The organism is Streptomyces sp. NPDC002888 (assembly GCF_042888465.1).
Taxonomy (GTDB): Bacteria; Actinomycetota; Actinomycetes; order Streptomycetales; family Streptomycetaceae; genus Streptomyces.
On sequence record NZ_JBIAPU010000002.1, the window covers coordinates 237,557 to 257,857 of the forward strand.

General features: G+C 66.4%; 22 protein-coding genes and 1 pseudogene. 9 read left to right on the forward strand and 14 right to left on the reverse strand.

What is annotated here, in order from left to right; all coding sequences use genetic code 11:
• Nucleotides 1–82 precede the first annotated feature (82 nt).
• Nucleotides 83–897, reverse strand: a protein-coding gene (locus ACFYWX_RS04055) for an IS5 family transposase (RefSeq protein WP_389422639.1) whose coding sequence is annotated in 2 segments (ribosomal slippage) — nucleotides 83–544 and nucleotides 547–897 — 813 coding nt in all. Because the reading frame shifts where the segments join, the coding sequence is not laid out codon by codon here.
• Between the two features lie 482 nt (nucleotides 898–1,379).
• Between ACFYWX_RS04055 and ACFYWX_RS04060 the strand changes: the two genes are divergently transcribed.
• Complete coding sequence (locus tag ACFYWX_RS04060) at nucleotides 1,380–4,742, forward strand: discoidin domain-containing protein (protein ID WP_389422375.1); 3,363 nt, start codon at nucleotides 1,380–1,382, stop codon at nucleotides 4,740–4,742.
• A 198-nt stretch (nucleotides 4,743–4,940) separates the two neighbouring features.
• Here the strand turns inward: ACFYWX_RS04060 and ACFYWX_RS04065 are convergent, their stop codons facing one another.
• Nucleotides 4,941–5,345 carry a DUF6087 family protein gene (locus ACFYWX_RS04065; RefSeq protein ID WP_389422376.1) on the reverse strand — a complete coding sequence of 135 codons (405 nt, stop codon included), beginning with the start codon at nucleotides 5,343–5,345 and terminating at the stop codon, nucleotides 4,941–4,943.
• A gap of 664 nt (nucleotides 5,346–6,009) precedes the next feature.
• Between ACFYWX_RS04065 and ACFYWX_RS04070 the strand changes: the two genes are divergently transcribed.
• Together ACFYWX_RS04070 and ACFYWX_RS04075 are read left to right on the forward strand one after the other, a co-directional pair.
• Nucleotides 6,010–6,252, forward strand: a complete 243-nt coding sequence (locus ACFYWX_RS04070; protein WP_389422377.1) for a hypothetical protein — start codon at nucleotides 6,010–6,012, stop codon at nucleotides 6,250–6,252.
• A gap of 81 nt (nucleotides 6,253–6,333) precedes the next feature.
• A pseudogene (locus tag ACFYWX_RS04075) lies at nucleotides 6,334–6,699 on the forward strand (IS701 family transposase); the annotation flags it as partial.
• A gap of 46 nt (nucleotides 6,700–6,745) precedes the next feature.
• On the opposite strand, the gene ACFYWX_RS04080 reads toward ACFYWX_RS04075, so the two are convergent.
• Both ACFYWX_RS04080 and ACFYWX_RS04085 read right to left on the reverse strand, forming a co-directional pair.
• A complete protein-coding gene (locus ACFYWX_RS04080) occupies nucleotides 6,746–7,273 on the reverse strand; it encodes a hypothetical protein (protein WP_389422378.1) in 528 nt (175 codons plus the stop codon).
• A gap of 787 nt (nucleotides 7,274–8,060) precedes the next feature.
• Nucleotides 8,061–8,672 (reverse strand): hypothetical protein, encoded by a 612-nt coding sequence (locus ACFYWX_RS04085; RefSeq protein WP_389422379.1) that lies wholly within the window; start codon nucleotides 8,670–8,672, stop codon nucleotides 8,061–8,063.
• Nucleotides 8,673–9,294: 622 nt separating this feature from the next.
• Here ACFYWX_RS04085 and ACFYWX_RS04090 point away from each other — a divergent pair.
• The 5 genes from ACFYWX_RS04090 (at nucleotide 9,295) to ACFYWX_RS04110 (ending at nucleotide 13,235) form a co-directional block, all read left to right on the forward strand.
• Nucleotides 9,295–9,702, forward strand: coding sequence for a hypothetical protein (locus ACFYWX_RS04090; protein ID WP_389422380.1), 408 nt, complete (start codon nucleotides 9,295–9,297; stop codon nucleotides 9,700–9,702).
• Nucleotides 9,699–10,439 (forward strand): hypothetical protein, encoded by a 741-nt coding sequence (locus ACFYWX_RS04095; RefSeq protein ID WP_389422381.1) that lies wholly within the window; start codon nucleotides 9,699–9,701, stop codon nucleotides 10,437–10,439. Before ACFYWX_RS04090 ends, ACFYWX_RS04095 begins: the two co-directional genes overlap by 4 nt.
• 233 nt (nucleotides 10,440–10,672) lie before the next feature.
• A complete protein-coding gene (locus tag ACFYWX_RS04100; protein WP_389422382.1) occupies nucleotides 10,673–11,086 on the forward strand; it encodes a hypothetical protein in 414 nt (137 codons plus the stop codon).
• Nucleotides 11,073–11,708: a hypothetical protein gene (locus ACFYWX_RS04105; RefSeq protein WP_389422383.1), complete on the forward strand. Its 636-nt coding sequence runs from the start codon at nucleotides 11,073–11,075 to the stop codon at nucleotides 11,706–11,708. Before ACFYWX_RS04100 ends, ACFYWX_RS04105 begins: the two co-directional genes overlap by 14 nt.
• 291 nt (nucleotides 11,709–11,999) lie before the next feature.
• On the forward strand, nucleotides 12,000–13,235 hold the full coding sequence (locus tag ACFYWX_RS04110; protein ID WP_389422384.1) for a helix-turn-helix domain-containing protein: 1,236 nt from the start codon (nucleotides 12,000–12,002) through the stop codon (nucleotides 13,233–13,235).
• A gap of 168 nt (nucleotides 13,236–13,403) precedes the next feature.
• Here the strand turns inward: ACFYWX_RS04110 and ACFYWX_RS04115 are convergent, their stop codons facing one another.
• From ACFYWX_RS04115 to ACFYWX_RS04160, 10 genes are all read right to left on the reverse strand, one after another.
• Nucleotides 13,404–13,766: a glutamate ligase domain-containing protein gene (locus ACFYWX_RS04115; RefSeq protein WP_389422385.1), complete on the reverse strand. Its 363-nt coding sequence runs from the start codon at nucleotides 13,764–13,766 to the stop codon at nucleotides 13,404–13,406.
• The gene (locus tag ACFYWX_RS04120; RefSeq protein ID WP_389422386.1) at nucleotides 13,766–14,287 is read right to left on the reverse strand and encodes a C39 family peptidase; all 522 of its coding nucleotides are present in this window, start codon (nucleotides 14,285–14,287) and stop codon (nucleotides 13,766–13,768) included. The genes ACFYWX_RS04115 and ACFYWX_RS04120 overlap by 1 nt, the downstream gene beginning before the upstream one ends.
• Before the next feature lie 37 nt (nucleotides 14,288–14,324).
• The gene (locus ACFYWX_RS04125) at nucleotides 14,325–15,416 is read right to left on the reverse strand and encodes an ATP-grasp domain-containing protein (RefSeq protein ID WP_389422387.1); all 1,092 of its coding nucleotides are present in this window, start codon (nucleotides 15,414–15,416) and stop codon (nucleotides 14,325–14,327) included.
• Nucleotides 15,413–16,213 (reverse strand): diaminopimelate epimerase, encoded by an 801-nt coding sequence (gene dapF, locus ACFYWX_RS04130; protein WP_389422388.1) that lies wholly within the window; start codon nucleotides 16,211–16,213, stop codon nucleotides 15,413–15,415. Before dapF ends, ACFYWX_RS04125 begins: the two co-directional genes overlap by 4 nt.
• A 60-nt stretch (nucleotides 16,214–16,273) precedes the next feature.
• On the reverse strand, nucleotides 16,274–16,516 hold the full coding sequence (locus tag ACFYWX_RS04135) for a hypothetical protein (RefSeq protein WP_389422389.1): 243 nt from the start codon (nucleotides 16,514–16,516) through the stop codon (nucleotides 16,274–16,276).
• 83 nt (nucleotides 16,517–16,599) lie between these two features.
• Nucleotides 16,600–17,061 (reverse strand): NUDIX domain-containing protein, encoded by a 462-nt coding sequence (locus tag ACFYWX_RS04140; protein ID WP_389422390.1) that lies wholly within the window; start codon nucleotides 17,059–17,061, stop codon nucleotides 16,600–16,602.
• 74 nt (nucleotides 17,062–17,135) lie between these two features.
• Entirely contained in the window at nucleotides 17,136–17,411 is a 276-nt protein-coding gene (locus ACFYWX_RS04145; RefSeq protein WP_389422391.1) for a hypothetical protein, read from the reverse strand.
• Nucleotides 17,412–17,621: 210 nt separating this feature from the next.
• Nucleotides 17,622–18,467: a helix-turn-helix domain-containing protein gene (locus ACFYWX_RS04150; RefSeq protein WP_389422392.1), complete on the reverse strand. Its 846-nt coding sequence runs from the start codon at nucleotides 18,465–18,467 to the stop codon at nucleotides 17,622–17,624.
• Nucleotides 18,468–18,494: 27 nt separating this feature from the next.
• Nucleotides 18,495–19,007: a DUF6879 family protein gene (locus ACFYWX_RS04155; protein ID WP_389422393.1), complete on the reverse strand. Its 513-nt coding sequence runs from the start codon at nucleotides 19,005–19,007 to the stop codon at nucleotides 18,495–18,497.
• Nucleotides 18,985–19,215 carry a hypothetical protein gene (locus ACFYWX_RS04160; RefSeq protein WP_067022411.1) on the reverse strand — a complete coding sequence of 77 codons (231 nt, stop codon included), beginning with the start codon at nucleotides 19,213–19,215 and terminating at the stop codon, nucleotides 18,985–18,987. The genes ACFYWX_RS04155 and ACFYWX_RS04160 overlap by 23 nt, the downstream gene beginning before the upstream one ends.
• 304 nt (nucleotides 19,216–19,519) lie before the next feature.
• On the opposite strand from ACFYWX_RS04160, the gene ACFYWX_RS04165 reads away from it, so the two are divergent.
• The gene (locus ACFYWX_RS04165) at nucleotides 19,520–20,266 is read left to right on the forward strand and encodes a DUF317 domain-containing protein (RefSeq protein ID WP_389422394.1); all 747 of its coding nucleotides are present in this window, start codon (nucleotides 19,520–19,522) and stop codon (nucleotides 20,264–20,266) included.
• Nucleotides 20,267–20,301 lie beyond the last annotated feature (35 nt).

A 20,301-nucleotide genomic window follows, 5' to 3' on the forward strand; every position in this document is an offset into this window, starting at 1 on the left:
GGAAGCATACGGATGCTGCGCAGGCTGCTCGGCGAAGAGGCAAGGAGATGGTTGGCAGCCCTTGCGTCCCTTAGACGTCATCTCATTTGGTGAGTCTGCGGTGGCAGATGAGGGTGCAGGCGATGCCGGGGAAGGCGAGGAAGTGCTCGGCTTTGCGCTCGTAGCGGCGGTGTGGGCGGCGGCAGCCGGCGAGCCAGGACATAGTGCGTTCGATGGTCCACCGGTGGCGGCCCAGCCGCTGCGAGGACTCGATTCCCTTGCGGGCTGTGCGGTGGGTGATCCCGCGCTGCCGTAACCATCGCCGCAGGTGGTCGTAGTCGTATTCCTTGTCGGCGTGCAGCTTGCCCGGCTTGCGCCGTCGTCGGCCGCGGCGAGAGCGGATCGGCGGTATGCCTTTCACCAGGGGAATCAGACCCTGGCTGTCGTGCAGGTTCGCCCCTGAAATCCCGACAGACAAGGGCAGACCGGTCCGCTCGGTGATCAAGTGGATCTTCGAGCCGCACTTGCCCCGGTCGACAGGATTCGGGCCCGTCAGGTCCCCCTTTTCAGAGCCCGCATGTTCACCGAGTCGATCGCACAGCGGGACCAGTCGAGCTCGCCGCGGGCGCCGAGTTCGTCCAGGACCAGGCGATGGAGCTTGGCCCACACCCTGGCCTTCGTCCACTCGGCGAAGCGTCGATGGGCCGTCGCACCCGACGGCCCGAACGACGCCGACGGCAACTGCTGCCACGTGCAGCCAGACGTGGCCACGAACACGATCGCGGCCAGCACCTCCCGGTCACCATGCCGAGGCCCGGCGTCCGTGCCGTTTGGGAGGTACCGGCTCCGTGCGGGTGGAACGTCGCGTGCTGCGTGGTCAGCGGCCGAGGCGTCGCGGTTTTCGCGTGGGCGCTGCAGCGACCGGAACCCCGCGATGGCGGGCCGGGTGACGAGACAGCGGAGAGGGCCGACAGAGCTGTCACAGGAGTGCGACGGTGACGGGCGCGCAACACGGGCTGCCCCTTCTGACAGCCATGGTTCGAAAAATCGAACACTGTTCGCAATTTCGTGCAGAAGATAAATGTCGGCCGAGAGTACGTCAATGGAACTGGCCGGTTCGATCCCCGAACCCCCGCACCTGACCGCTCGCCGCGGTAAAACCCTCCGCGCTCCACTCCCTTGAGCTGCGCAGACCTTCCGACACCACTCGGGCCGCTCGCGAACAATCCGGTTGCGCGGCCATTGACACGACGCCTGCGCCGGGGTCAGGATCGCGCCTGCAAACACACGAATGAAACGTTTCAGAATCTCGGAAGCAACAATTCCGCCCCTTCTCGACCCTGGGCTGCCGACGCGTTTGCCGCCCTCTCCGCTCTCCGCACATCTCCTAGGAGCCCGCGATGCACGATGTGACGCGCCGCAACATTCTGCGCTCGGCCATAGCCGTGGCCCTGGCCCCCGCTCTGGGTTCCGTGATGCTGCCCGGGCTCGCGTCCGCGGCGTCCGCGGCGGTCTCGTGGACCGCGAAGTGGATCTGGGCGGCGTCCAGTTCGACGAACCAGTGGGTGGCCTTCCGCAGATCGTTCACCCTGGGCTCCGCGCCTTCGAAGGCCGTGACGCAGATCGCGGCCGACTCCAAGTACTGGCTGTGGATCAACGGCACCCTCGTGGTCTTCGAGGGCGGCCTCAAGCGCGGCCCGAACCGTACGGACACCTACTACGACGAGATCGATCTCGCCCCCTACCTGACCAGCGGCACCAACACGGTGGCGCTGCTGGTGCGGTACTTCGGCAAGCAGGGCTTCTCGCACAGCAGCAGCGGCAAGGGCGGTCTGCTGTTCCAGTCCGACATCGAGACCGGTTCCACCACCACCCGGCTGGTCAGCGACACCGGATGGAAGCACAAGGTCCACCCCGGCTACTCGAACAACACCAGTGGCACCCAGGTCAACTTCCGGCTGCCGGAATCGAACGTCTACTACGACGCCCGCAACGCCGCCGACATGGCCGACTGGCAGTCGTCCGGCTTCGACGACAGCGCCTGGAGCGCCCCCACCGACTTCGGCGCCGCCGGCGCCGCTCCCTGGAACGGCCTCGTCGAGCGGCCGATCCCGCAGTTCCGCTACTCCGGCCTGAAGTCCTACACCAACGACGCCTCGCTCCCAGCCACCGGCCAGGGCTCCACCGCGATCTCGGCCACCCTGCCGTCCAACATCCAGGTCACGCCGTACCTGAAGGTCGACGCTCCGGCCGGCGCGGTGATCGGCATCCAGACCGACCACTACGACGACGGCAAGGGTCTGGTGGGCATCGACCAGGCCACCATCTACAACGTCCGCGCCACCTACGTCTGCGCCGGCGGGGTCCAGGAGTTCGAGGCGCTGGGCTGGATGAGCGGCACGGCCGTGCGGTACACCATCCCGGCGGGCGTGACGATCCTGGACCTCAAGTACCGGGAGTCCGGTTACGACACCGACTTCGACGGGTCGTTCACCAGCAGCGACGCCTTCTTCGACACCGTGTGGACCAAGGCCGCCCGCACCATGTACGTCAACATGCGGGACAACTACATGGACTGCCCGACCCGCGAACGTGCCCAGTGGTGGGGCGACGTGGTCAACCAGTTGAAGGAAGGTTTCTACACCTTCGACACCAACTCCCACGCCCTCGGCAAGAAGGCCATCGCGCAGCTGGCTTCCTGGCAGAAGGACAGCGGAGCGCTCTACTCCCCGATGCCCTCGACCATCTGGACCGCCGAGCTGCCCAACCAGATGCTCGCCTCGGTGTGGTCGTTCTGGACGTTCCACCTCTACACCGGCGACACGAGCACGGTCACCGGCGCCTACCCGGCGGTGAAGAAGTACCTGGACCTGTGGGGCCTGGGCAGCGACGGTCTGGTGGCCCACCGTGCCGGTGACTGGGACTGGCAGGACTGGGGCAGCAACATCGACACCCGCGTCCTGAACAACTGCTGGTACTACCTGGCCCTGGACACCGCCGCCAAGCTGGCGACCCTCAGCGGCAACACCGGCGACGTCGCCGGCTGGCAGGCCCAGCGCGCCAGCATCAAGGCCAACTTCGACACCCTGCTGTGGAACTCCACGAAGAACGAGTACCGCTCCCCCGGCTACAACGGCGACACCGACGACCGGGCCAACGCCCTCGCCGTCGTCGCGGGCCTGGCCGCCCCCAGCCACTACCCGGCGATCACCAACGTGCTGCGCACCCACCTCAACGCCAGCCCCTACATGGAGTTCTACGTCCTGGAGGCGCTGTACCTCATGGGCGCGGCCACGGTCGCCGAGGAGCGGATGCGCAACCGCTTCGCCGCGCAGGTCACCGACCCCGCCTGCCACACCCTGTGGGAGGTGTGGGTCAAGTCGCAAGGCACCGACAACCACGCCTGGAACGGCGGCCCGCTGTACGCCCTGTCCGCCTACGCCGCGGGTGTGCGCCCCACCACGGCGGGCTGGGAGACGTACGAGGTGATCCCGCAGACCGGCACCCTCACGAAGATCAACACCGTGACGCCCACCGTCCAGGGCGACATCCGCTTCGGCATCACCCGCGACGGAACCCAGGCGACCCTGACGCTCACCTCGCCGAGCGGGACGACAGCACGCGTCGGTGTGCCCACCTACGGCGGCTCCCAGCCGGTCATCAAGGCGAACGGCACGACGGTCTTGACCGGCGGCTCCTCCACGGGCAGCGTCAGCGGTCTCAGCTATGACGGCAAGGACTCCTCGTACGTCTACTTCAAGGTCCAGCCGGGCACCTGGACGTTCACGGCCACAGGCACCGGCCGCCTCGACAACCTCGCCCTGGGCCGGCCGGTCACCAGCAACAACAGCCTGGAGAACAGCAGCTGGGGCAGGAACCGGCTCACCGACGGCAAGCTCACCAGCGTGAGCGGCGCCAGGGGCTACACCAGCAACGAATTCACCTCCGCCGACGTCAGCGCGAACCCCGTCTGGGTGGAGATCGACCTCGGAGCCGACACCGACCTCGACGCCGTACGCCTCTTCCCCCGCACCGACACCCAGGCGGCCGGGGGCGGAACCGCGGGCTTCCCCGTCGACTTCACGATCCAGACCCGCCCCGACGGATCCAGCACCTACACCACCGTCCGCACCGTCACCGGCCAGGCGAACCCCCAGGGGCTGGTGCAGACGTACGGATTCAAGACCATCACCGCCCGCTACGTGCGCCTGCAGGCCACCAAGCTCGGCGCCCCCGCGTCCGACGAGTCCGCCAAGTTCCGCCTGCAGCTCGCCGAACTCACCGTTCCGACCGCCGCGACGACCGTGAAGGCCAACTGCACGCTGGAGAACAGCGACTGGGGCAAGACCCGGATCCTGGAGGGCACCACCACCAGCGTGACCGGTGCCAAGGGCTTCACCAGCATCGACTTCGCCTCCGCCGACGTCAGCGACACACCCGTGTGGATCGAGGTCGACCTCGGCGCCGACCGGTCCATCGGCTCCGTCACCCTGCACCCGCGCACCGACGCCGGTGGAGCCGGCGGCGGCTCGGCGAACTTCCCCGTCGACTTCACGCTGCAGACCCGCGCCGACGGATCCAGCACTTACACCACCGCCCGTACCGTCACCGGCCAGTCCAACCCGAGCGGAGCCGCCCAGACCTACACCCTCACCTCCACCACCGGCCGCTATCTGCGCCTGACGGCGACCAAACTCGGCACCCCGGCTTCCGACGAGAGCACCAAGTACCGCCTGCAACTGGCCGAGATCGGTATCAAGTAACACGCCACAGCCACAGTGGCCCGCCCGCTCCGGCACACACCCACGCGCCGGAGCGGGCAGCCCTCGCGAACAGCAAACCTCTATACGGAGCACCCTCGGCCGGCGCCCGCAGCCCCGCCCGAGCCCTGACCTGGCGCATCCGCCACCTCGGCGAGCGCTATGCCTCGGGCCCGCGAGCGCGGGCAGCCAACGCCCGCCCTACCGCAGAGCGCCCCGCCGCCTCGCCTCCACAAGATCTTCAGTCTCGGCGGCGCTGATCACGACCGCGCCCGACCACCACTGTCCGACCTGGGGTGCCGGAGGCTTACGGTGCTTGCCGGTGCCGGTGCCGGTGCCGGAGCCGAGTGGCTTCGGCACCGGGCCATAAGGCGGGTTCGAGGACTCCCTGGCCTCCGGGTACAGGACGGCCTTGGCCTCGGCCAGATTGGCGGCGAAGCCGTGCGGCTCCCACGCGTGTCCGTTCCCTCGCTCGATGGCGCGGGGCGCATCCGGCTGCAGATGCGATGCCCGCGGGCCATCGCCGGAGACCACGGGCACGGCGCGCAGACGGCCGATCTTCGCGTCACGGCGTTCCGCCCAGTCCTTCAGCGGTTCGTCGTCCATCCTGGCGTTCCTCGCGTCAGCGATGAGTGTCTCAGGAGGGTAGCGGCCACTGAGGGCCCGTTCGGGTTCCCGAGCCAGACGACCTGCGCCTCGTGGGAGATCGTCACGCCGAACGCGGCGGTGCTCGGCGACCCGTACTCCTCCCAGGTGGCCACAGCGGACTCGGCCGCGTCCCAGAGGCGGCGGGGTCCGCCCTGGCGAACGTGCCAGCCGCTGTCTTTGGGAGCGAGGACGGCGCAGGAATCGCTGCCGCTGTCCAGCACGAACGTGCTGTCCGGGCCCCCCGTCGACCGGCATGGCGAAGAAGCGGGCGTCCGGCATCGCGAGCTGCGTCATGAACGCCGGCCCCGAGCTGGTGAGGATGTCTGGCCCGTAGGTTGCTTTCCTCTGTGCGGAGGTTGGCGCAGGGCATCGACGCCGAGGTGAACGCGAGGCTCCGCGAAGCCCCGCCAGGCGCGCAACGAGGTGCTCGCGAGGCATAAGCCTCTCCTGCCCTCGTTCGGGGGAGCGGCGTTTCAGCCGGCCCCCTCGCGCGGGGACGGCGGCGAAACCTGCCTCTCGGGCATGCATCGGGCACGGCCGAGCGCTTCCGTGGTCGACTGCTCAACTCAGTTGACCGCAGGAGCCGCAGTTGCTCTACTGCGATGCCGGACCGGGAGGACGTGTGGCAGAACTGCCGGATAGTGTAGATCGCGACATTCTGGAGGGGCGCACCATCCTCGCAGTGAAGGCGATTCGTGAGGCACAAGGAATCCAGCTCCGCGAAGCGGTTGATCTTTACCATCAGCGCTACGTAGAGCTTCATCCTGAGCCGGACTCAGCCCAGGAAGCTCCCCGGCCCCGCGTGCTGCGGTTCGAGCGGGATGGCTCTTTGGCTGTGTTTGAGGGACTGCAAGACGGTCAGTAGCCGAAGAAGTGCCAGGCCGGGTCTCTGGCCTGCGGTCGTGTAATCGATCAACGCTGCGACCTGCGACTTGGCTGTCGGCGGTTGTCAGCGTTGGTCGTCGTTGCGCGGCCTCGGACGGCCCAGGGACGGCCCGAAACTGAGAAGGGACTGGCCGGACTCGATGAACACCAGGTCCGCCGATACCCGTCCTGGAGCCGCTGGGTCACCCTCGCCATGCTCGCTCATGCCTTCCTCGCCGTCGTCCGTGCAGACGAACGCAGGCGTTGCACCGGACCGGACGACCTGGCCCCGCTGACCTGCAACGAGATCCAGCACCTGTTCCTCGCCGTCACCGTCCGGCCACTGACCGACCTCTCCCACCGGCTCGGCTGGTCCGACTGGAGGCGCCGCCACCAGGCCCGAGCCAAGGCCAGCCATTACCGTCGGCAAGCTGCACATCAGACATGAATGATCTTTCGCTGCGAAGGTTGAGCGTTCTCACCGAAGACTTTGATCAGGTCCGGCGGCGTCGGTAGTACGCATACGTGAGAACCAGAAGCAGCGGGCCCCACAGGTTCAACAGCCCGCTCATCGCCATCGCGAGGACATCCCAGCCCTCGTCGTACGGCCAGGCCGCCGTGCCGGCGGTAGCGGCTTCGTACAGCCAGTCGATGCCGAGCGCGGTGAAGACGAGGCCGCCTAAGGCGGGGATGATCGCGGCGGCCGGTGGGATGCGTCGCCCGCCCAGCCTCGGCACCCAGTGCGGAACGACCTCGCCCCAGCGGCGGACCAATCCGAAGCTGAGCAGCGCGAGGATCTCGGTGAGGGTCGTCAGTCCGAAGACGTAAGGGGCGTTGTACCAGGCAGGGGGCAGGGGCTCTCCGCCCATGCCGTACCCGAGGGCGAAGGGCAGCCGCCAGATGCCGACGGGCAGCACAACGAGCGGGATGGCGTGCGCGACGCGCTCCGCCCAGGCGGGCACGCTGTGCTGTGCGGGGCCCGTCGCTTCGGTTTCCAGGTGGGGATGCCTTGTCGTCGTCATGCATCCACCCTGCCGTGAGGCATGGCGACGCGGATCAACTCGGAGGTTGGCCCTGTCCCGCCCCGCGGTGGAGCAAGGTCAGCCTCCGAGATGATGAGGGCGCAGTTTCGCGGCTTGGGATCGCGACGAACCTGCGTACCGGGCAACCCACTTCGTGGGCGCTGAAGAGTCGATCGCCCAAAGTTCTATGGCTCTGCCCAACCTTCGATGAGAGTGCTCAAACCTCGCTGCGGCAGGTCAATGAAGATCACGATCTACGGCTGGAGTGCTGGACAACAAACAAACCCCAGGCCGCTGACCTGGGGTTTCACTCTGGAGCGGGTGACGAGAATCGAACTCGCGCTCTCAGCTTGGGAAGCGACGGCGCTTGGGGAGGTGTATGCCTTCTGAGCTGGGACTACGTGTTCTTAGCTGGCGTCCGGGAGTGCACGGTCGCACCGCTGTTGACCGTGGTTCTCCGGTCTTAAGGGCACGCTATGGGCACGGCGTTGTGATGGATCAGTCGAATGTGGGCGGGAGGTCCCCTCAAGGCTTGGGATGGCTCGGCCGACAGGCAGCCTGGGCAGGGGCATCGCGACTGCACACGTTTCACCCCGAGTCTTCCGAAGATGCCTGCCTCACCCGTTCTGCTGGGCTCAGGTTCACCTCCATCGTCACGTCCTCGTGGGTGTCGTTGATTCTGAGTGCAAGCGCCTAGATGGAGGTCTGGTCGAACCGGAACGGAGGCGGCCAGTCCAGCAGGGGATGAGTTGGGGGCCATATCTGTAGAACGGAGCCGTGGAAGTCTTCAAGGGGGGGCGAGATGCCCGTCGAAGAAGGGAATGAGGACCTGAAACGCGACCTTGACGACTGAGAACGTGACGCACAGGCCGAGCAACTCGTCTTTCCTATCCTCTCTAGGCATGTAGATCGGGCGGGACACCATGGCCAGGGGGTTCGGGGCGTGGTAGGCGGCGATCCAGACCCGCATGCCATGATGCGGCGCGCGGTGGATCTCCAAACCCTGACCGGCCCCGTGCGGAACGATGTTGCTGCTCACAGCGTCCATAAGGACGCCCATTTTGGCGGCCCACAGGGCGAGTCGACCTTGGGCGTGCTCGTCGAGTGACCTCACCTGGTTGAACATCGGGATGAGGATGTCCTTGACGTCGTTCTCAAGAGCCGACATCCACGTGTTGTTGCAGTGCTGGCAGACCGGTGTCGTCGGCCAGCTGATTCGTCGCCGCTGCGGGTCCGTGCTCCGAATGCCGTGTCGCTTCATCTCGCGCACGAGCCACTTGGGATAGATGTCCTCGTCTGTGGACTGCCCCTGTGGGTCGAAGCAGAAAGGGCAACAGCCGGGTGGAGCAGGCAACCAGTTCTCGGGTGCGCGGTCACCGAAGATCGATTCGATACTCATCACGGCCAAGGTGTCAGCGAGTTGGGCTCTGCCGGCACGGATGAGTCCAACAGCGGTTGCGAGGCAGGATCTGTGCGCCGCGCCCAGGATGTACAGGTCCTGGTCGACCGGCGGAGGCAGAGGGTCTGCGAAGGCGCGGCCCACGTCGACGCGGGTCCCAATCAACCAACTGCCCGAGCGTGTACCGCCTATCTCGACCCAGGAGTGCCGGGCCCGCTTGACCAAACTCCCCGCATCCGCCAGGGCAGTCCAGCCTGCGCCAGTCCGGCCTCCACGATCTGTACTCAGTCGCCATGTCTCAGGATGACACTCGCCGCGTTGCCGTGCTTCGAGATATGTGGCTGGGGCCGGTGCCTACGTCGGCCTGTCGAGAGTGTTGTCGCTTGTGCAGCGGCTGTGGACGGATCTAGGTAGTTCTCACTGGTAGCCGCCGTTTCCCAGGCTCATGTGCCCTGTCATCCGTACCGATTCCGCCGTTCAGGTTGTGCTTTCCAGTCAACTATCAGGAAACAGTGATGGGTTACTGGAGACCATCGACGCTTGAAGTCTCTTACGAGAGACCATCTGTCCGTCACGAACGCGCGTAGCACCATGCTCGGTATCTATCTCGGGGGTCTTCCACATGCTTGACGCAGCAGCCATAGCCATCTCCACCGGCGCCGCTGGCAACGTTCTCGCCTACCTGCTCCAAGGACGGATCGACGCCCTACGAACCCGGATCTCTACGATCTTCCAGCGCGGGACCGCGCTGGAAGAATCGAATGCGTTGCGTGTGCTTGAAGAGCACGCTGAGGCCCTGGCACAGCGGCGGACTACCGAGGCCCAGGTCACTGCCCAGTGGAGCAGCATGCTGACTGCATTCCTCACCGCACACCCCGAAGCTCAAGCGGACATTGAGGAACTGCGCTCTTCCGCGCCTTCCGGTACGAAGACGGTCCACATCGGATCGCAGCACAACCACGGGCGCGGCACTTTCATCGGCGGCGACAACCACGGCACTATCCGTGTCGATGGGCAGGAGGAACGGTGACGGACGCTGATCCGGAGCCGCGGCAGTACATCACCGAGCAGCACAACAATGGGGACGGTGCCTTTGTCGGTGGTGACAACCACGGCGAGATTCACATCGAGGCGGTCGATGCGAAGACCAAAGCGTTGCTCCGGAAGATTTCAAAAGACTCCCCTGCCCTAGTCCAACTGCTTGAAGAGGCTCTGGACGATGGGGTGATCTCCCCTGAAGTCGCGAGCTTGCTCGCGCTGGCGGCGCGCAGCATCAACGAAGACGTCGCACACACTCTCTGGCAGGCTTCGCGGCGCATCAACGAGGATGTCGCTGGGTTGCTCACGCGTGCTAGCTACAGCATCAACGAGGACGTCGCAGGCCAGATGTCCCACGCCGCAGAGACGCTCGACAGGGCGTTGAAGCAACTTGACCTCGACGAGCTCAACAGGATCGTCTGTCGCCTTGAGGGCGCCGTCAGCTCGCCAAGTCGCGACGACCTCAGCGGTTTGGTCGTGCGACTTGAAGGCAGCCTGAGTTCCCTGGATCAACTGGTCAGAGACGTAGACATACTGCAGGGCAGGGACAAGCCTCTTGGCCGGATCGAGGGGATAGGGACCGTGCTGAGTGGCGTGGCTCAGCGGATCGAGGCCACGGTGACCCCACCTCCACCGAGGATCCTTCCCGATCACCGGGCTCGAGCCATCGCGTTCTTCTGGGGCCTCGGAATCGGCGCAGCCGTCATTCTCTACCTGGTCAACCGCTGAACTGTTCGGTCGACCTTCTGGACAACGCTCAACAGCACGCCGCTACCACGATCACCCGCCCCACAAGGGAAGCCAGTTCAGATGTCACCCGATCGTGCGGCAGACCCGGTGTCGCCCGGCCGGCTGCGTGGCTGTGTCGAAGTCTGGGTATGCAGATTGTCCCCTCGGAGTGTCAGTGGTGCCCGGTAGGTTCTGCTGGGGCAAGTCACCACGAACGGGGAGACATCTCGATCATGTACGACGCCGACTTAATGGCTGTGGCCACTGGCGCAGCCAGCACGCTCGTCGCGGCCATAGCCACGTCGGGCGCCGAGAAGATGCGGCTGAAGGTCGCACACTTCTTTCGCCGGGCCACTCCGGAGCAACAGAGGGCGGCTACTCAGGCAGTGGATGACACTGCTGCGCAGCTCACTTCGCCCGCTCCAGAGACTCGGGCGCTCGCAGAGACCGTCTGGGCGCAGCTCTTCGCTCGATACCTTGCCGAGCACCGGGAAGCCCTGAGCGAGGTGGACGAACTTGCGGTGCCCACCCCGTCGGTCTCGAAGGTCTGGAACCAGCACAACACCGGAACAGGAACGTTCATCGGTGGCGACGTCCACGGTGGCATGACCTTCAACTATGGCGGGGCGTCAGATGGCGGACGCTGAGCACCGGGAACAGCACAATCACGGCTCGGGCACGTTTGTAGGCGGTGACGTCCACGGTGGCTTCTGGCAGGTCTTTCTCCCGCCTTATGGGAAGAAGACGTCCGGTGATCTGGAGCCAACTAGACGACGGCCCGAGCAGGATGACGAGGAGGAGAACGACTACGAGGGCATCCTGGAGCCCATGGTCGGGTCTGCATGGATTGCGGCTTCGGCTGGTCTGGCCGTCGTCTATGCGGTCGCGGGCCGGCCGTGGACCGACCATGATCCGACTCCGGGCATCGCTGCACGCGTCGGCGTGGGGCTCGTCGGCTTCTACGTTTGCTTGGCCATGGCAGCCGCCTTCTTCGCTCGTCTCGCTCAGGTCTTCGAGCTCTGGTCGGAACAATGTGCCATCACGGCTGCACAAAGCCGAGGTCGGTTGGTGGCCAGACCCCCTGCGTCCATGTCCCGGGGCATGGCTGGCTTGACAGCAGGGGCAGCTGTCACAGCCGAACTGCTTGCGTCTCTGTACGGCTGGTCCTCTTTCGGCGGCGAAGTCTCCCAGCGCGCGCATCTAGCTCGGCTTAACGCGACTGCCAACGCGAACTCGGCTCGTGCAGCGGCGAAGAGGTCCAAGGCTTAAGCCGCGGGCCGGGGGCTCACCTTCGACAACCGCCAGCGATCAGGGAGGCTGGCCGCGGAAGCGTTACGACCGCGATTCGCCGCAGCAGCTAAGCGAGGCTGGGCTGCTGCTGCAGTGAAGGCGACGCGGTTGGCTCTGCCAATTCCCAGGTACTCCGGTCGCTTTGGGAGTTACTGTCTGGGGATGTTTGATGCACGTTTGCGGACTCTGCTCGGTGCGGCTCCAGGCGTCGCCACCTACGCGCAGTACTTGACCCTGGTCAGGAACCCTAGCGCCGCGGAGAGCACAGACGTGGACTACAAGGGCAAGCAGTACGAGAAGAAGCCGGAGTGGCAGGCTGAACTGGCCAAGGATGTCGCGGCCTTGGCCAACGCATCCGGAGGCACGCTGATCCTCGGCTTGGAGGAGGACCGCGCTACCTCGGTCCCTGTCGGTGCCAACCCTGAGCCGCTGACTGATCAGCTCCGCAAGAACTACCGCGAAGCGCTGGTATGGCGCTTGGACCCGCTAGTGGAGTGTGACATCCATTTCATTCCCGAAGATCCATCTGCGCCGTCGCCGCGCGGACTGGTGGTCATATCGGTGCCGCCCAGTGCCAGAGGCCCGCACGCCGTCATGGGCTTCAAGGATGCCCGTGATCACACCCTGCGTTTTCCGTACCGCAACGACAACAACACCGCATACATGAATCTCACGCAGGTCAAACGTGCCATCGCTGCCGCCACCAGCCTGGCCGCCGGCCGCCACGGGATCCTGATGGCCAACCACGAGGCCATCACAACCGATGCCCGTTCACGGCCTGGCCCCAGGATCGCTCTAACCCTCGTCCCCGACCTTCCCGGCGCGTTCCCCATCGACAGCGCCACCTTCCATGCCTTCCGCCGTGAACTGGCCCAGGCCGAGATGCCCTTCTACGGCCGGGACGTGTTCTTGTCCTTCGGCGTGGGGCCGCGCCGCTTCACCGCCTCGACCGGCGAGTCCCGCTCCCGCCACGTGGCGCACTTCCACGCCGACGGCTCAGCGGCTTGGGCTACCGAAGGGCCACTCGTAGGAGCCTTCGATAGCAGCGATGAAGCACTCCACAACCCCGCTCAAAGCTGGCACAGCGACCATGTGGTGATGAACGTCCTGGCCATACTGCAGTACCTGACCCGGCACAGTGCGACCCGCGCTGGCGCCTCCGGTACTGCGACCGCCCGCCTGACCTTGAGCGTCGGCGCCAACGGCCGGGCCTGCGGACTGGCCAGCGATCGCGGTAGCACGGCACACATGGTCTTCAGCTCCGCCGACCAACAACTAGCCGTCGGCCAAACCGGTCTCCTGCTCGGTGCGGCCGACGGCGCAAGCCTCCTGGTGCAGGCCGCCGCCGGCCTGCTCGCCGACTGTTATCAGCACTTCGGAGTCGTCGAGGCCGAACAGCTCACCCACGACGGCAAGATCAACCTGCCGGCCTGGGGACGCCGGTCTCACGAAATGATCAGTGCATGGGCGCAAGGCGTGGGCGTCGACATTCGAACTAACCCCTGAGGGGCCTGCTCGTGAGCCCACGAGTGTTTCTGTCGTCGCCCTGGCGCTCGGCCTTCACCAGGCAGGCGGCGACCTGGATGCGGGCTACATCCACATCCGCAAGAACCGACTTCGCGTCACGCACGCCCCGTGCGGCTAACGCTGGCCACCCAGCAGACCGACGGCTGTTCACAGGCCGGTGATGGGCTGCCCCGTGAGTGCTTGGGCGATCTGCCAGAGCTGTCCGCCGCGGGACGCCTTCACGAGAACGACGTCGCCGGGGCGGAGGATGGAGGCCAGGTAGGCGGCGGCGGTGCCGTTGTCGCCGACCATCGCGATGTCCGGGACGCCTGCCGCGCCCGCCGCGAGGGCGAGTTGCTTGGCGAGTGTGTCGCCGACCGCTACGACGAGATCGACGCCGTTCTCGGCTGCCATGCGGCCGACCGCGCGGTGAGCTTCGACGGCTTCGTCGCCGAGCTCCAGCATTTCTCCGAGTACGGCGATCCTTCGGCCGCCTGCGGCCTCGGTCGTGTCGCCGTCTGCCTCGGTCATCAGGACTCTCCGTCGTTCAGGGGCGCGAAGGTGATCGCGCGGCCGGCGTAGGAAGGGGACAGGCGGCTCAGGGGAACTCGATCGTGCGTCTGGCCCCAGGCCGATGGGTCTCGGATGAAGATCGTCGGGTCGGGGCCGTCCTCGTAGCCGCGGAGGATGACGAGGTGGCCTCCCGAACGTCCGTCGTCGGGGAGCTGCTCGGTGACGGACGCGATGATGGGTGCGTCGTCGAGTCGGGTGAGTAGGTCTTCGACCGGCACGGGCTCTGCGGCCGAGGGGACGCCGAGGTCGGTGGCCAGGCTCGCGATCCCCGCGTGGAGCGCCCCACGCGGGGTCAGAACCTCGTTCTTGACCGCGAGTTTCAGTAGCTCCGTGACCGTGGGTGCCTCGCGCCCGTAGGCGAGCAGGATCATCCTCAGAGACGCCAGGCCGCATGCCCGGTTGGACCAGTCCACCCTGTCCCCGAGGGCCCAGCCTCCGTGCCGATCCCATTCCTCGGGGGCGATGAGCTGTCGGCACATAGGGACATCGTGGACGCGCGACACAGCGGGCGGGCTCCTACGGTGAGACGGCAGCCTCCCGGGTCAGCGTGGTGCTGGAGAACGCGGGAGTGGGCAGGGGGACATCGTATGGCGGGCGGGCCAACGCCTCGTGCAGCATGGCCACTACGACGTCCGTGTGTGTGAGTCCGACCATCGCGGCGCCCACCACGAAGTTGCTGTCACGGGACATGCCTGGCGTGCTGTTGACCTCCAGCACGTACGGCTCGTCGTCCTCGGCGAGGATGAAGTCGACGCGCGCCGAACCACGCAACCCGAGTCCGTCCCACAGCGTCGTGGCGCACTCGGTGACCTTGGCCAGCACCTCCGGCGACAACTCGGCGGCCCGCACGGCCACGGCGCCCCTGGAGTCCGCGTCGAGCTTGGTGTCGGCGTCGTAGAACTCCGCGTCAGTCGCCTCGGTGGCCAGCGGAGGGAACACCACGACCGCGCCTTCAGGGAGTTCGAGGAGCCCCACGGTCAGCGGTACGCCGGTCAGATAGTCCTCGACCAGCACGGCATCGCCTTCTTCGCCGGCCGCGTCCGCCAACGCCTGGGGAAGCTCTGCCTGTTCGCGCACCAGGCTCATGCCCACGCTGGAGCCGCCGAACGGTGGTTTGACCATCGCGGCCCGTCCGTTCCATTGCAAAGGCCCGCCGGACCACACCCACCACCCCGGCGTGGGGACGCCGAGGCTCAGCATCACCCGCTTGCACAGGATCTTGTCGGCGGCCACCGCGGATGCCGCGACTCCGCTGCCGCAGTACGGCACGCGCAGGTAGTCGAGCAGGCCCTGCAGCCTCCCGTCTTCCCCGTACGGACCGTGAAGGTTCGAGAGGGCGACGTCGTAGCCGGCCAACTCCGTGATGAAGTCCGGCTCGCACGGGTTGAGCACTTTCCAGCGGGCGCCGATGTCGTCGAGGCCCTCGGACAGGGCGGTCACGGAGCGCTGGTCCACGGGGCATTTCGAATGGTAGAGCCGGTCCTCGGCTGACACCGGCCCGTAGACGAGGGCGACACCGAGCCCCTCTCGGTCGCGCTGCCAGTCGCGAAGGTTCTGGGCGGCCTCGCGCACTGCGAGGTCAGAGCTGGAAGTGAGGAACTGAGTCATGCGAGGACCCCTTCGAAGGTGTGGGTGACCGGCCCGCCGACCCAGTGCGTTCGCTTCGGTCGGTCGGGATGTGGCCGGACGGTGAGCGGTTCCCCGGCGCGGTTGTGGACGGTGACGGCGCGCGGCGACACGAGGCCGCGCAGGGTGGCGATGACGACGGCCGCGACGGCACCGCTTCCGCACGACAGGGTTTCCGCCTCGACGCCGCGCTCGTAGGTACGGATCTTCAGCGCCTGGCGGCCGGCGGCCTGTACGAAGTTGACGTTCGTCCCCAGCGGGGCCAGGTCGGCGTGGTGGCGGATGAGGCGTCCGACGAGTACTGCGTCGATGGCATCCACGTCGTCTACGACGGCGACGACGTGTTCGGTGCCGGTGTGGGCGCTGTCGAACCAAGTGGGCTTGCCGTTGATGACGGTCTGAACTCGTCGGGGATGGACCGCGCCGACTTCGGCGGTGACCCACACGGAGTCGTCGCTCACGATCGCCTCGTGCATCACCCCCGCCATACGGAGACTCATCTCGCGGAAGCCGTGGTCGTGGTGCGCGGCCCAGGCGGTACACCGCAGAGCGTTGCCGCACATCGTCGCGATCGAGCCGTCGGCGTTGAAGCAGCCGACTTCGAGGACGACCGGACTGATGCTGATCAGGCTGCTGATGACAAGGCCGTCCGCGCCTACGCCGGTTCGCCTGGCACAGAGGCGCTCGGCCTCCTTTGGCCAGTCCTTCTCGCTGTCCGGCGCGGGGTCGGACAACAGGACGAAGTCGTTCCCCGCTCCGTGGATCTTGCGGAAGCGCATGGCGAAGCTCCTCGCTGGCGTGAGGTGGCAGTTCTCGTGGTGGCTGAATGGGGGCCGGGATCAGAGGAGTTCGACGGGCCGGTATGTGGTCGCCGACTCCTTCATGACCCACGGGGAGTGCCTGTCGAAGATCAGAACGCGGCGCCCCGCGGTGCCGGCGGACCTCATGTCGCGGACCCGCAGGTACAACCCGTCGAGGAACACGAAATCGCCTACGTGGACATCGCTTGGCTGCCTGTAACCGGGGATGGTGCCGAGAGGAGGAGGCACAGGAGTTGGTTCGGTGGTGCGGCGCTCGTACATTCAGCCCCTCCAGATGGCCAGGAGGATCGAACCGCCGAGCGCCAAGCGACTTGCCACGTAGGCGAGTTGCTGGTTGCGAGGACTCATGCGGCGCCGACCATATGACCGCGCAGGCGGTCGCGGACCGACGCAATGCCGATATCGGCCACGGGCACCCAAGCGGCTGTGCCGGTCTCGATCATCGTGGGGAGGACAGCTCCCGAGTGGGCCCGGAAGAGATACCTGAAGCCGACCCTGATGCGGGGGCCGTACTCGGGCCTGGCCTTGGACACGTCGAGGAGGAAAGGGCCCTCGCTGCCGGGCTCCGTCCACACGTCGCGGATGCCGACCTCTTCGGCCAGGAGTCGCAAGGCCGCGCCGCTGAGCGAGTCGTCCTGGGGCTCAGGTTGGGCCTCGGCGAGAGCGAAACCACCTCCGTGCCGCAGGGACAGCACACGATGGTGCTCGTCCACAACGACCGCTCCGGTCATCACCAGGGGACAGCGCATGTTGTGGAGGCAGGCTCCGCGCTGTGCGTGATCACGTGCAGCGTCGTACACGGGCATGAGTGACATCGTCTCGGCGGGGTGCTCATGGACGTAGTGGGAAAGCTCTCTCACGATCTTGTCGGTTGTGACACTCACGGTGCACCAAGCCCATGACGTTGTGTGTAGATCCACAGGAGCCTTCGCGTGACGTCGGCGGCATCTCGGAGGTAGATGAAGGCGCCGAACGACGGTGTCTCCGCGGTCGGGCGGTTCTGCAAGTCGAGGAGCCGGTACCCCGTATGGAACAACTCCCGTACGTCCTCGTCCTCGTCCGCCCCCAGATCCTCACCGAGCAGAAGGTTGAGGTGTCCGACGATCTCCGGCAGGGCGGTGTCCATGTCCTTGCGGGTGGAGGTGGCCATCTGCATGGAGAGGGCTGCCTCGGTGCTTTCCGAAATCGTCTCGACGTCGACGGGGAGAACTTCGGTTCCCGCGCTGTCGGTTGCTCTCGATGCCTTGCCACTACTTGCCACAGTGATCACCGTCTCGCCCCTTCAATGCGCGTTTCCGGCCGTGCCAGTAACGCTAAGAAGGGCGACGGGAGGGGTTCTATGAATGTGCCGGAACTTGCCCGGCATTCACCCCAGGGATTCGATGGCCGCCGTGATGATTTCGCGCGCCGCCGAGCCGTAGACGGCAAGCTCGGCCAGATCCGTGAACGTCTGGGCATACATGGCAAGTTCGTGCTTCTGCGTGACGGCGAGATGGGCCGAGACGAGTTCGACGTGGACCGTGTGGTCGTCGTACAGGAAGAAGCCTTCGACCGGCCAGAGGCTGGAACGGTCGGCGTCCTCAGGAATGATGCCGATGCTCACCGACGGCAGCGCCATAACGCTGAGCAGATAGCCGAGTTGGCCGGCCATCACTTCCGTCCCGCCTATGCGCTTTCGGAGCGCTCCTTCTTCCAGGAGGATCGCGAACGTGTGGTTGCCGTACACGATCTGCTGCTTCTCCACGCGCACCTTGACGGCCGTCGGCACGTCATCAATGAGGCCGCGGCGGTCGCGAATTGAGGTGAGCAGTGCGGTGATGTACGAGGCCGTCTGCACCGGTCCGGGAATGAGCCAGGGGGAGTAGATACGGAAGCGCTGGGTGCGTTCCCACAGGGGGAGGACTGACTCCTGGGCCTGTTTCAGGCCGGTGCGCTCCATCCGGCGCCACTCGACGTACATGCCCTCGATGCCGCGGGCCGTCGAGACGAGGTCCTCGGCCGCGCTCTCCGCGCCGCACGCAGCGGCCCACGCACGAAGGTCGCGCTCCGAGGGCGGGCGTGTGCCGCTCTCGAAGCGCGAACACTTCGACTCGTGCCAGCCGAGGCTGCCGGCCAACGCTCGTTTGGTGAGCCCGGCTTCGAGCCGGATTTCGCTCAGGCGTTTGCCGAGAGCCCTGCGTGCTTCCTGAACGCTCGAAGATGGCGATGTCATGTCGCTGCGAAGGTACTGTTCGGGCTGTCAGACCGGCTGGAACTCTGCGTGCGGTGTTGCCCGCGTCCATACGGCCTCGAAGGCCGACTCGCAGAGCTTGGCGACCGCTGGGTCGTCCGTGAGTTCCACCTCCATGTTCTCGCCTTCGCCGTCGAAGTGGTTGACGAGGACGAGGTTGGAGTCGAAAAGCCAGAAGTCGTTGCCCGGGAGCGCGAGGTCCGTGGCGTGTCGCCGGGAGAGCCAGCGGACGTCCTCGCCGGCGGCGATGTTGAGTCCGTCCGTCACGTCGTACTCGAAGCGGATGTACTCGCTGACGGGAGTCGAGACGACGCGGGCCCGGCGGACCTCGACGCTTCGCGAGGTGGCCTCCGTGACGATGGCGTGCCAGTCGCCCCAGCGCTCGGCCGGGTCGAGCGTGATGCCGGCCTTCCAGTCGATGAAGGCCGGGTCCGACTTCATGTAGGCGTCGCGCGTCTCCAGATGGACAGCCGTCCGCTGGCAGTCGCGGAACAGCTCCTCAAACGTCGGGGTCCTCGTCAACCTTCTTCACCTCCAGGAAGAACTGCACCATGCGCCGGGGGATCTCCACCACCGACTCATGACCGGGGATGTCCATCTGCCCGAGGCGCTCGATGTCCTCCACCTTCAGCCCCTGCACGAGGTAGCTGTCCTTCTCCTCGTCGAGGTAGATGGTGGGGGAGCCGCCACTGGGACTCTCCGGGTCCTTACCGAGCTTGCGCAGGGCCATGATGTCCTCCTCGGATGCCGGTAACGATCTCTGTGCCAGAGCTTGCCCGTGGGTGTGCCGTGGAGCTAGGAACTTGCCGAAACTTGCCGGGTGGACATGGGAGTTGACCTTACGTGGCCTGGGTCGGGGCCACGAGCAGTGCGCCCGGTGCGGCCCTCAGGGATGGCCGGATCCGGTTGCTGCAGGCCCCAATTCACCAGTTCGCCGGAGGCAGACACGGAAGATCCCGCAGGGACTGGAGTCCTGCGGCAGAGCATGTCAACGTACAACACCCTGCTCGGAGAGCCGTTCCGAGCCCATGGCCATGGAGGCGCCCCTGCTCCCGCACCATCCCGGTGAACCGTCCCATCCCGACTCGCCAGATCCGGTCTACTGGGTTACCCCGCGCCACTTGGCCGGTGACGACGGCGTGCTCGCCGAGCGGATCGGTGACACCCTGGTCGAACTTGGCTGGCGCATGTGGCCCACTGCCCGCGACACCCTGCTCTACGTGAGTCCGGACGGGCTGCGCGGTGCGGAGTGGCTCCTCGCGGCCTATCCGTTCAGGTTGGGCGGGCTTTCCATAGCTTGGCAGTTGAGTGTCCGCCCGCACGCCGACGCCGTGATGGCGTCGTGGAACGCGTACTTCACCACCGGTGTTCCGTACGAGGTACTCGCCGATCTCCTCGTGGCGATCGACGCCCGTGAGGCGCCCGACCTCGCCTTCGAGGGAGCCGAGACGGTGATCAACGTGCTCAGCGCCCAAGGCTGGGTCCGCGACGTGGATCGCCCTCGTACGACTGCTATCGATCCCGGACTCACCTCCAGCGTCTCCCTCGAACCAGTGCCCCCGTTCATCCAGGACGCCGACCCACGCCCTGATCTGTTCGGTTGGCAGGCGTGGGCAGAGCCCGTTCTTGGCGTCCCGTACCTGTGGTGCGCCAGCTTCAGTGCCAGCGTCCCGCATGACCTGGTCGCTGTTTTCGCCTCCTCGCTCGCCTCGCCGGTCCCGGTACCCCGCCGGGTGTTGCCCAGGAGCTCCGAGGGCCGGCTGACCATCCGTCGCCGCTGACGCGCCAAGTCCTGGGGCCTGCCTGCCTCATCGGT